Source organism: Microbulbifer sp. CNSA002 (assembly GCF_047324085.1).
Classification (GTDB): Bacteria; Pseudomonadota; Gammaproteobacteria; order Pseudomonadales; family Cellvibrionaceae; genus Microbulbifer.
Genome location: NZ_CP172449.1, coordinates 5,165,984 through 5,177,193, shown reverse-complemented (window position 1 = coordinate 5,177,193; position 11,210 = coordinate 5,165,984). Strand labels below are relative to the sequence as shown.

Sequence of the window (11,210 nt, the reverse complement as noted above, 5' to 3'; positions counted from 1 at the left end):
ATTATCGTGCGTAGAAAAGATGAATCGCTAAACGCTTCTTAGTGACGTGTACGTAGCATTTACGTAGCTTGGCTTTGGGGCCTGTTTCCTGAGGGTACCCCAGTAATGAAAACCTTTGCTGGCTACTACTGGGGTTTGAGGTTGAAAGGTTGGTGTTAGGACTTGTGTTTATCTGGCCTTGCTATAACTGGGAACTTTGGCCCACAGCTTTGCAGCCAGCAATCCAAAGATAAATCCAAATAGGTGGGACTCCCAGGAGATAAAACCACCTCGTGGCAAGACACCGAAAATAAGCCCTCCATAAAGGACGGCTACCACAATAGATATTAATAAACGGCTAAATTTCCTGCTGATAAATCCCGCAAGAAGCAAAAAGCCGAAATAGCCATAGATAACTGAGCTAGCTCCCAAATGATTGCCCCTGCCAGCAAAAAGCCAAACGGCCAGTCCGGTGGTGATCACAACGAACAGGGTCACTTTAAGGTAAGTTTTTACCCCGTACTGCAACACTAAAAAACTGAAGATGCACAGAGTGAATATGTTCGAGAAGAAATGCCAGCTATTTCCATGCAGTAATGGTGCAGAAAAAATATGGGGGAGGTGGTTGATTGAGCGGGGAACAATACCAAAGTAATTAAGCGATCGGCCGCTCAGAATATTAATAATCTCAATTGCAGCAAGCACTAAAAAAATAGCGCCGACCCACTTCAGGTTGTGTCGCATAAATATTCCTTAAAGGGTGAGCTATCACAAATCCCCCTCTCTGGTGGCAGAGGGGCATCCACAGTCTCGGTGAGAATGCCCCAGAGGGTTATTCGATGTTTTGTACTTGCTCGCGCATCTGCTCGATCAATACTTTGAGCTCTACCGCAGCCTGGGTTGTGTCAGTAACCACAGACTTTGAGGAAAGGGTGTTGGCTTCGCGATTAAACTCCTGCATCAGGAAATCCAGCCGCCGGCCGATTGATCCACCGCCGGCTAAAACCCGACGTGTTTCAGAAGTGTGCGCACTGAGGCGGTCGAGCTCTTCATCCACATCAGCCTTCTGGGCCAACAGGACGATCTCCTGTTCGAGCCGGTCCTTGTCCAGCTCCACTTGCAATTCTTCCAGGCGGCTGCGCAGCTTGTCTCGCTGTGCTTCAAGAATTAGGGGAAGCAGTTCTCGAACATTGGCTACCTGCTCTTCGATTCCCTTGAGTCGGGCCTCAATAAACTTGGCTAGCTCAGCGCCTTCGCGTTCACGGTTTGCGCGCAGCTGTCCCAGTGCCTCGCGAAAAGCCTCTAATATCGTTGCCGTCTGTTTATCGGTATCTGCTTCAGGTTCACTGATAACACCGGGCCACTGGAGAATTTGCAAGGGATTGAGTGGTTGAACATCCTCGCCACCGGCTACCTGTTTTGCCGCATGAATCAGCGCCTGGGCGAGGGGTTGGTTGATTTCCAGCCCAGTGTCTTCGGCGCTATTGGTCTTCAGGCTCAAGGTCAGTTCAACTTTGCCGCGGGACAGCGTCTTGCGCAGCGTATCGCGCAGTTGTGTTTCCAGGGAGCGAGCCGCTTCGGGTAAACGGAAATGTGGTTCCAGGTAGCGATGGTTGACCGAGCGCAGTTCCCAGATAGCAGTGCCGCTTGCGTAATTGGCCTCGGCGCGTCCAAAGGCTGTCATGCTGCGCACTTTGTTCTGTTCCCGTTGACTGGCCATAGCTGATCCCCTACAGGCGTATTAATCGGCCCGGCATAATAACACAGCGTTTGGATCGCCATGCTGGGGTATATAATGCGGGGCTTTCATTCAATATTTGAGGTGGACTATGCAGCGTCCCAGTGGCCGCGCCCCTGCGCAATTGCGCCCGGTAAAAATTACCCGCAACTATACCCGTCATGCGGAGGGGTCTGTGTTGGTGGAGTTTGGTGATACCAAGGTTTTGTGTAATGCCTCTCTCTCCAGTGAAGTCCCAAGGTTTTTACGCGGCCAGGGCAGCGGTTGGATAACTGCAGAGTACGGCATGCTGCCACGCTCCACAGGCTCTCGTATGCCAAGGGAAGCGGCCAAGGGCAAGCAGAGTGGCCGCACCGTGGAAATTCAGCGCTTGATCGGGCGCTCACTGCGAGCGGCGGTAGACCTGGAGAAGCTAGGTGAGAATCAAATCACCGTCGATTGCGATGTTATCCAGGCCGATGGCGGTACCCGAACCGCAGCAATCACAGGTGCTTGTGTGGCACTGGTTGACGCCCTGCGTCATATGCAGAGGGAAAAAATCATTGCCGAAGATCCGCTTAAGAATATGGTAGCGGCGGTATCAGTGGGAATTTATGAGGGGGAGCCGTTACTGGACCTGGATTACCCGGAAGACAGTTCAGCGGATACCGATATGAATTTGGTGATGGCCGAAGATGGCGGCATGATCGAGGTTCAAGGCACTGCAGAGGGTGAGCCATTTACCGAAAAGCAGTTTGCTCAGATGCTGGGGTTGGGCAAGGCGGGTATTGATGAATTGATCGCTCTGCAAAAGCGGGCGCTGGACGAGTAAAGCAGCCGCCCCTTGGTTTGTATCCGGCCCTCTCCCAATAGGGAAGGGGCCGGAACTCCGTGCGATTCAAACTTCGATTTCGTAGTCCATGATTACCGGTAAGTGGCTGGAGAATTTCACATTCTTATTGATTGCACCGTACTCAATGCGATTTTTTAGACCGTGAGAAACGATCTGCATATCAGTACGCCAGCCATCTCCTTCTCCGACAGTACCGCTGGGCCACCAGCTAAATTCGTCGGTATCTTTTACTACACGGCGAAAAGCATCGACATAGCCAACATCATTAAACAGTTGGTCCAGCCAGCGCTGTTCGTGACGCATAAAGCCGGGAGAATCCTGGTGATCCTGCCAATTCTGTACGTCTGCACGACGGTGAGCCATGCCCCAGTTACCACAGAAAATAAAGTCGCGGCGTTTGCGGCTTATTTTTAGCAAGTGCGCCTGCATGTCCTCAAAGAATTGGACTTTTTTCTCTAACGACGTCTCATCGGAGGCGACTGGCGCGAGCAGAGAGCCAACGCTCAGTCGCTCGAAATCCGCCTGTAGATAGCGGCCGTACATATCCTCACCATTGGCGAAGCCCATGCCGAATATGATGGCTTTGGGCTGGCTGCGGGTGTAGATAGCCACACCATTTTCGTGGGGAGTTCCCGAGTCGAAAAAGTAACTGTAATAACCGTCGGGGTGAAATATTGGGTGGTCCAATTCAGGCTCGAGAGAGCGCAGATCCTGAAGGCAGATAATATCTGCGTCCTGCTCCGCCAACCAATCGTAGAGACCGCGTTGGGCGGCCTGATGAACGCCGTCTACCGACAAGCTTACTATTCGCATTATTAGCCCCTTACCAGCGGACTGTGTATCATTAGAAACATTATATGCATGCCTACCCCCGGGAATGCTACGGGGAGGTCTCCCTTCACCTTAGCCAATAGTTAACAATTTTCCATGCAGCAATATCAGCGCGATTTTATCCAACTTGCCCTGGATCATCAGGTTTTGTGTTTCGGCGACTTCACTTTGAAGTCGGGCCGTCAAAGCCCCTACTTTTTCAATGCCGGCCGTTTCCACACCGGTGCTGCACTGGCAGCGCTGGGGCAGGCCTATGCCGAGGCGATAATCGCTTCGGGAGTGGAGTTCGATGTCATTTTTGGGCCGGCCTACAAAGGTATCCCGCTGGGTGCGGTGACTGCTGTGGCTCTAGCCCAAAAGGGGATCGATAAGCCTTTCTGTTACAACCGAAAAGAAGCCAAGGATCACGGTGAAGGCGGAACCTTAGTGGGTGCGCCGCTTAATGGCAAGGTTTTGATTATCGATGATGTTATTACTGCGGGCACAGCCGTGCGCGAAGTGATGCAAATTATCGAATCTCATGGCGCAGAAGCAGCGGGAGTTGTGATTGGTCTCAACCGCCAGGAAAAGGCTAGTGAAGATTGTGAATTCTCCGCTATTCAGCAAGTTGAGAGACAGTACAATATTCCTGTGGTCGGCATCGTGCAGTTAGACGATGTGATCAGCTTTCTCGAGCAGGAGTCGAATGATAGCGATACTCTGCAGAAAATTGTGGACTACCGGCAGCGCTACGGTGTCGCGGGTCAATAAATATTGCCCCCCCTAGCTGTGGGCCGGTTAATTCAGAGAGAAGAGCGATGCGAATCGCCCCTTTAGTACCTCTATTGGTCAGCACCCTTTTGATGTTGGCTGTAGAGGCTTATGGTAACAATAGCCGGGTTTTGTATCGATACACTGATCACCAGGGAGTCCTGGTGATCAACGATGCTATTCCACCGGAATTTGTTCCAAATGGATATGAGATTCTCACTCTTACCGGTCGTGTAGTTGAAGTAATCGCACCGCAGCTCAGTCCTGAAGAGTACCAGGCCCAGCTTAAGTTGGAGGCCCAGCGTGAGGCGGATCGTAAGTTGCTCAAGCGCTATAACAGTATTGCGGATATTGAGAGTGCTCGGTCGCGCAAGTTGGCTGTCGTAGAGCAGGATATGGCTATCATGCAGTCAAATATCAGCAGTCTACGCCGGCAAATTGCCCAGGAAGAAGCCTCTGCTGCGCGCACGCAGCGGGGCGGCCGTGAGGTGGCTCCCGAATTGTTGCAGAGAATTGCAGATCTACAAAAAGAAATGGAAGTGCTTGAGGAGCGCCTCAGCCGGCGTGCGGCTGAAGCGGATACCATAGGGGTTGATTTTGATAAGGCGGTAGCCCGCTATACCGAACTTAATGCTGAGAGCTAGCTAATTTCTCAATGCCTGAATAATTTCGGAGGGCTACCGCCAAACAGCCCTCATGAGGAAATGGTTATCTGGCTGCAGCCACTGTCTCACGGAAGAAACCAGCCGTTAATACGGGCCACTGTTCTGCCCAGTACTCTGTAGGCTTACGCTTAAAACCGCTGCGCACGTATTGGACGATACGCCCCTCCGCGCTCGCCAAAAGCAGGTTGGCAGCACCACCGAGAGGAAGAGTCGGGCGCAGGTGCTCGCGCAACTCGGCTTCGCGCAAGATCTGTCTAATTTGGGTTTCCAGTCGATCAAATAACTGCAGGATTCGTCCATGCAGCCTTTCAGTTTCACCGGTAAGCGCGTCGCCTGTGAGCAGGCGAGTGATTCCAGGGTTTCGCTCACAGAAAGCTAGCAGGAGCTGCAGAATTTTCTGGCAGCGATTGAGAGCCGAGGGCTCCTCCTGCAGGATCATTGCGATACGGCTGAAAATGGTCTCCTCAATAAATTCGATCAGCCCTTCAAACATCTTGGATTTACTGGGGAAGTGACGATATAGCGCGGCTTCAGAGAAACCAACTTCCTTGGCCAGTGCTGCTGTTGTAATACGTGCGCCGGGACTGACTTCCAGCATATGTGCTAGAGCTTCCAGGATTTGTTGACGCCGATTGATTTTTTCGCTGCTCATTGACTGCCTTTGGTCCGCTTGGGGGGCGGAATTTAGTTTTGCTCTTGTCGTCTTATTTTGACGGCGGCGGAATCCTACCGATTCGCCGGGCTGTCTTCAATTGCCAAGGGGCTAGTGGTCCACAGTTTGTGCTTCTATGTTGGTAATCAGGGTACCCACGCCTCGATCTGTAAATATTTCGAGCAATATGGCGTGGGGCACACGGCCGTCGATGATGTGAGCGGAATTTACCCCATCCTGAACAGCGTCCAGAGCGCAGGTGATTTTTGGCAGCATGCCGCCATAGATGGTGCCATCCTGAATTAAGCTCTCCACTTCATTGGTAGTCAGTCCGGTGAGAACCTCCCCCTCCTTATCCTGCAGACCGGCGACGTTGGTGAGTAACATCAGCTTTTCTGCTTTCAATTCCTCGGCGATTTTTCCAGCGACGAGATCGGCATTAATATTGTATGAAACCCCATTGCCGTCGACCCCAATGGGCGCAATAACTGGGATAAAGTCACTGTGGACCAGCATATTGATCACATCAATATTAACTTTCTCGACTTCTCCAACCTGGCCGATATCAATGATTTCAGAGGCATGTAGTCCCGCGCTCTCATTTTTTCGGGTCAACTTTCGCGCTTTAACCAGTAATCCGTCTTTACCGGTGATACCTACCGCGCGGCCCCCATTTTTGTTAATCAAATTGACGATCTGTTTGTTGACGGTGCCCCCTAACACCATCTCCACAACATCCATGGTTTCGCTATCGGTGACTCTCATTCCGTCTACGAAGCGGGACTCAATACTGAGCTTATTTAGCAGCTGCCCAATTTGAGGTCCGCCACCGTGCACTACCACTGGGTTCATACCTACCAGCTTCATCAGGATAATGTCTCGCGCGAAACTGTTTTGTAGTTGCTCATCCACCATGGCGTTGCCACCGAACTTGACCACAATAGTTTTGCCTGTAAAGCGCTGGATATAGGGCAGTGCTTCATTGAGGACCTGGGCACTTTTCAGCGCAGAGTTTAGATCTAGGGACATGGGCAGTTCCTTACACAGGGCGAAAGGGAATCAGGTTTGGGGTCCTGAATTGAGTCGCCAACGATTTAAAGCAAATGTGGTGGATTGTTTTCTAAGCAATAGGGGCACTGGCCCGATGGCGGCGCAGTCTATTCCGCCGTTTTATCTTAATCGAGCAGCTGCCAGTCGGGTACAGTAATTGCGGGAGCAATCCTTCTGAGCTGTCCCATCACCTCAGTACGGATGCGCTCCAGGGCCTGTTCATTTTCAGCCTCAAAGCGCAGGGTTAGTGCGCTAGTGGTATTGGAGGCACGTACAAGCCCCCAGCCATCGGGAAACTCTATACGCAGGCCGTCGATAGTATTGATATCGGCATTGCCAAAATTCCCCTTATCGCGCAGCTGGTCTATCAGTGAAAACTTCTCAGTTTCCTCTACTGGTAGCAGGATCTCAGGGGTGCTGTGCATTTTCGGCAAGGTGTCGAGGAGTTCATCAAGACTTTGTTCGCGCAGTGCCATAATTTCTAGTACCCGCGCAGCAGCGTAGATACCATCGTCGAAACCAAACCAGCGGTCCTTAATAAAGATATGTCCGGAAAGCTCGCCGCCCAAAATGGCTTTGGTCTCCAACATCTTGGCTTTCATCGGAGAGTGTCCGGTCTTCCACATAATGGGGCGGCCCCCATACTGGCTGATTAGCTGGGATAAACTGCGACTGCTCTTAACGTCGAAGACAATATTTTCTCCCGGATTGCGCGCAAGGATATCCCTTGCCAGCAACATAACCAGTTGGTCTGCCCAAGCGATACGGCCGCTGCTTGAAATTAGGGTAACACGATCACCATCACCATCCAGGGCCACGCCCAGATCTGCTCCTGTAGCCAGAACCTTTTCAGTCAAGGCTTCGAGGTTTTCTGGTCTGGAGGGGTCCGGTGCGTGATTGGGGAAGTTGCCATCCACCTCACAATAGATCGGTGTTACTGCACAGCCGAGCTGCTCAAAGAGGCGGGGAGCCAGGTTAGAGGTGGCGCCATTGCCAGCATCGATAACCAAGTGCGGTTGCCCGGCGAGGGCGACATTATTGAAAACTTCATCGATATATTTATCGGTGATTTCTTGCTCCCGATTGGCGCCTTCCCCACTTTTGAATGGGCCTTTTTTCATCAACTGGTAGAGCCCCTGCAGTTTGTCTTCCGCCAGGGCGCGACCTTTCAGTACGATCTTAAAGCCGTTGTATTCCGCAGGGTTGTGGCTTGCGGTAACAATGACCCCGCTACTGGTATTTTTTCCTTTCGCACAAGCGTAATAGAGAAGTGGTGATGGAATCAGGCCGAGATTAATAGAGTTGCAGCCACTATCTAGAATTCCCTCAATCAGGCACTGGCTAAGTGTCTCACTGCTATTGCGTCCATCTCGGCCAACTAGCAAGAGATGTTCTCCAGCGTGCTGTGCCAGGGTGCCGAGCGCTCTACCTAGTTGATAGGCAAAAGGTTCGTTGATTTCCTGCCCGGCGATTCCACGGATATCGTAGGCGCGGAAAACATGCTGGGGATACTCAGAGGTCAGAGGCAGCTCGGGCTTGTCATCGTCACTTTCTGGCAAGTCCTTTGAACTATTTTCTTTTTCTTCGCTTTCTGAGTTCTCCGAATCAGAGTCCGAGATACTGGGTGCTGAGGCCAAGCTCTGCGGCAGAAAATCTGTATTGGAAACCTGTGTATTTCCTCCATCAGAGGCTTGTGGGTGCGCCTTATTAAGCTCGCTGCCACTAGCATCCTTACTTCTTTCCCACGGGGCTCTCGAATCGCGAGGTAGGAATTTCAGTAGGGCGAATAGGCTCACCAATATTCCAATACCGGCTCCGATGTAAATCCAGTATGTGGGCAGACTGTGCTGTTCGACAAAGATTTGGGAGGGACTGAAGTGGAGGCTTAAATAGCTGTCCTCAAGTTGCTCTACAGTGTTGTAGCCTTTTCCTATGCCTGCGCGCCACAGAGTTTGTCGGTGGGCATCGGGAAACTTCTGCATTAACTGAACTTGTCCATGACTACCGCCCAGACTTTTTAAAATGTTTTCCAGCACGGAAAAGGGTTGGGTAGCCAGTAGTTGTTCATTTTCCAGGGTGATAACACTATGAAGTTGCCAGCTATTTTCCACACCTGTACGCAGTACTTCCATCGGTTGCTCAGGTATTTCCTGACTGCGCTTTAACAGATCGACCAAGGCAAAGTTCAGGGAGGGATTTTGCCCTGATCCCACTCGAACCTGTTCGGAAGAAAAGGCCTGGAGGGATACCTGCTCAGGTAGTTTGGTAGATTCAATCAGTGTTGCTGCAGGGAGCTTCCTTGATCCAAGGGCCTGCAGGCGCTTCGAATAGTCTGCGACGTAAGACTGCACGACTTCAGCTAGTTCGGCAGTTTTTTGCTTGGCGGCTAGCTCAATCTGCGAATGATTATGGGGTATTACAAGATACTGGATTAACAGATAGGCACCGCCCAGCCAAGCGACAACTACTAATAATAACGGTAAAAATAACCCTTTCTGCATGGTACCGCCTGGTTTCTTTTTGTTGTTGGAGCCCACAGATATCCCTGATTTGAGCGTAAATGTTGTCACTGAGCCTTGGAGGCGATGAGTTCAATGAGCTGTCGGGCTAGGTCGGTCTTTAATGCGGGAGCCAGTCGGCTCTGACCATCCGCATCTATCACAGTGACAGCGTTGTGATCGCTGTTAAATCCCGAATCCGATTGGCTCACATCGTTGGCAATGATCATATCGAGGTTTTTCCGCTGCAGCTTGCTCTGGGCGTGGGCGAGAACCTGTTCTGTCTCTGCGGCGAACCCGATAGTGAAAGGCCGTAGCTCAGTACGCGTGGCTATGGCTGCAACAATATCGGGATTTTTGATGAGGGCAATTGCATCATCATCTTGCCCGTCTTTCTTTTTGATTTTCTGCTCAGCGACTTGGGCCGGGCGGAAATCAGCAACGGCTGCTGCACTGATAAAGATATCGCAGTGATCGGCGGCACTTTTGGCGGCCTCATACATATCCTGGGCGCTGATAACATCGATACGATTGACCTTTGGCGGCGTATCCAAATTTACGGGGCCGGCAATCAACGTCACTTCGGCACCGGCACTCTGCGCCGCCGCAGCCAGGGCGAAGCCCATTTTTCCAGAGCTGTGGTTGCTGAGGAATCTCACTGGGTCAATGGCTTCCCTGGTAGGGCCGGCAGTGATTACTACTTTGCGGCCCTGCAGTGAGTGGCTTGTGTGAAACAGGGATTCAGTGTGTTCCGCCAGGTTTTCTGGTTCCAGCATACGGCCGGGGCCCACGTCGCCACAGGCCTGGCTACCCGCGCCTGGGCCCCAGAATATGACTCCGCGCTCCTTTAGGGTCTGAGCATTGGCTGAGGTAGCTGCGTGGCGCCACATGGCTTGGTTCATGGCTGGTGCCAGGGCCAGGGGGGCTTCGCTGGCCAAACAAAGGGTGGTTAAGAGGTCATCAGCCATACCGGCAGCCAACTTTGCCATTACCTGGGCACTGGCTGGAGCAATCAGGATAAGATCAGCCCATTTCGCCAGTTCGATATGACCCATAGCGGCTTCTGCCGAGGGATCCAACAAGTCTGTATGCACCGGGTTAGCGGATAGCGCCTGAAAGGTCAGTGGCTGTACAAACTCCTGTGCTCCGGCGCTCATTACCACTCGGACATCGGCACCGCGCTCTTTGAGCCGGCGAACCAGGTCGGCACTCTTATAGGCGGCAATTCCACCGCTGATACCTAAAAGTATGCGTTTGTCGGCCAGAGAGGACATAAATGCTGTTTCCGATTTGGTGCGAGCCGGTAAGATTAGCATTTCTGTGTCGTTTCTTATAAGACTGCAGTAGTGCTACAAAGGTGCAGCGTGGAAGAGGTGTTCAGTAGATGTGCGATAGATAAGACACTGACTAACTGGGCTACAAATGAAAATAAAGGACTGGCCGGCAGGTGAGAGGCCTCGGGAAAAGCTGTTGGAGAGAGGGGCTGAAGCCCTGTCGGATGCAGAGTTGTTGGCAATTTTTCTGCGCGTGGGGCTACCCGGCCTCTCAGCAGTGGATCTGGCCAGGAGACTTCTCAATGATTTTGGTGGCTTGCGCCCTCTATTAGAGGCCGAGCGAGATGACTTTTGCCGCGCGCGAGGGCTCGGCGACGCCAAGTTTGCACAGTTGCAAGCGGCGCTGGAAATGGCCAAGCGGCACTTGGCGGAGACGATACAGCACGGCAGCGCACTGTGCAGTCCCGGGGCGGTCAGGGATTACCTGGCAATCCAGCTCAGGCACCGGCGCAGGGAAGTGTTCTGCTGCCTCTACCTGGATAATCAACACCGGGTGATCGCTTTTGAGGAGCTGTTCGAGGGGACTCTGAATGCAGCGAATGTCTACCCGCGCGAAGTAGTACAGCAAGCGCTGTTGAAGGGAGCTGCGGCGGTTATTTTGGCGCACAACCACCCGTCTGGTGTCAGTGAGCCCAGCCAGGCAGATATCTGGATTACCGAGCGTTTGACCCAGGCACTAGAGCTGGTGGATATCAAGGTTCTGGACCATTTGATCGTCGGTGAGGGCAAGGCGCTATCCTTTGCAGAGCAGGGATTGATGTAAAGGTGTCGTTCCCGGCGTTGAAATGTTGTACAAAACTTGCTCCCTACGGGCTCTTTTGGTATAAAACGCCGCTCTTTGCGGCCGGGCCAGATTCTGCACAGGTTCCGCCGCCATCCAG

General features: G+C 52.2%; 11 protein-coding genes. 4 read left to right on the top strand and 7 right to left on the bottom strand.

All coding sequences use genetic code 11. The features are described 5' to 3' along the window. Positions 1 to 168 precede the first annotated feature (168 nt). Positions 169 to 723 (bottom strand): rhomboid family intramembrane serine protease, encoded by a 555-nt coding sequence (locus tag ACG1BZ_RS22920; protein ID WP_413663826.1) that lies wholly within the window; start codon positions 721 to 723, stop codon positions 169 to 171. An 88-nt stretch (positions 724 to 811) separates the two neighbouring features. Beyond that, a complete protein-coding gene (locus tag ACG1BZ_RS22915) occupies positions 812 to 1,699 on the bottom strand; it encodes a YicC/YloC family endoribonuclease (protein ID WP_413663825.1) in 888 nt (295 codons plus the stop codon). A 109-nt stretch (positions 1,700 to 1,808) separates the two neighbouring features. Here ACG1BZ_RS22915 and rph point away from each other — a divergent pair, with 109 nt between their 5' ends. Continuing rightward, complete coding sequence (gene rph / locus ACG1BZ_RS22910; RefSeq protein WP_413663824.1) at positions 1,809 to 2,528, top strand: ribonuclease PH; 720 nt, start codon at positions 1,809 to 1,811, stop codon at positions 2,526 to 2,528. A 66-nt stretch (positions 2,529 to 2,594) separates the two neighbouring features. Here the strand turns inward: rph and ACG1BZ_RS22905 are convergent, their stop codons facing one another. Then, a complete protein-coding gene (locus ACG1BZ_RS22905; protein ID WP_413663823.1) occupies positions 2,595 to 3,362 on the bottom strand; it encodes an exodeoxyribonuclease III in 768 nt (255 codons plus the stop codon). Positions 3,363 to 3,476: 114 nt separating this feature from the next. Here ACG1BZ_RS22905 and pyrE point away from each other — a divergent pair, with 114 nt between their 5' ends. Both pyrE and ACG1BZ_RS22895 read left to right on the top strand, forming a co-directional pair. Next, a complete protein-coding gene (gene pyrE / locus ACG1BZ_RS22900) occupies positions 3,477 to 4,130 on the top strand; it encodes an orotate phosphoribosyltransferase (protein ID WP_413663822.1) in 654 nt (217 codons plus the stop codon). Between the two features lie 47 nt (positions 4,131 to 4,177). After that, on the top strand, positions 4,178 to 4,774 hold the full coding sequence (locus tag ACG1BZ_RS22895) for a hypothetical protein (RefSeq protein ID WP_413663821.1): 597 nt from the start codon (positions 4,178 to 4,180) through the stop codon (positions 4,772 to 4,774). A 64-nt stretch (positions 4,775 to 4,838) separates the two neighbouring features. Here the strand turns inward: ACG1BZ_RS22895 and slmA are convergent, their stop codons facing one another. The 4 genes from slmA to coaBC all read right to left on the bottom strand — a co-directional run bounded on the left by slmA (position 4,839) and on the right by coaBC (position 10,269). Next, positions 4,839 to 5,447, bottom strand: a complete 609-nt coding sequence (gene slmA / locus ACG1BZ_RS22890; protein ID WP_108735025.1) for a nucleoid occlusion factor SlmA — start codon at positions 5,445 to 5,447, stop codon at positions 4,839 to 4,841. 111 nt (positions 5,448 to 5,558) lie between these two features. Further along, complete coding sequence (argB, locus tag ACG1BZ_RS22885; RefSeq protein WP_413663820.1) at positions 5,559 to 6,476, bottom strand: acetylglutamate kinase; 918 nt, start codon at positions 6,474 to 6,476, stop codon at positions 5,559 to 5,561. A 146-nt stretch (positions 6,477 to 6,622) separates the two neighbouring features. After that, the gene (locus ACG1BZ_RS22880) at positions 6,623 to 8,998 is read right to left on the bottom strand and encodes a phosphomannomutase/phosphoglucomutase (protein ID WP_413663819.1); all 2,376 of its coding nucleotides are present in this window, start codon (positions 8,996 to 8,998) and stop codon (positions 6,623 to 6,625) included. A gap of 65 nt (positions 8,999 to 9,063) precedes the next feature. Further along, positions 9,064 to 10,269, bottom strand: coding sequence for a bifunctional phosphopantothenoylcysteine decarboxylase/phosphopantothenate--cysteine ligase CoaBC (gene coaBC, locus ACG1BZ_RS22875; RefSeq protein ID WP_413665903.1), 1,206 nt, complete (start codon positions 10,267 to 10,269; stop codon positions 9,064 to 9,066). A gap of 148 nt (positions 10,270 to 10,417) precedes the next feature. Between coaBC and radC the strand changes: the two genes are divergently transcribed. Then, positions 10,418 to 11,092 (top strand): RadC family protein, encoded by a 675-nt coding sequence (gene radC / locus ACG1BZ_RS22870; protein ID WP_413663818.1) that lies wholly within the window; start codon positions 10,418 to 10,420, stop codon positions 11,090 to 11,092. Positions 11,093 to 11,210 lie beyond the last annotated feature (118 nt).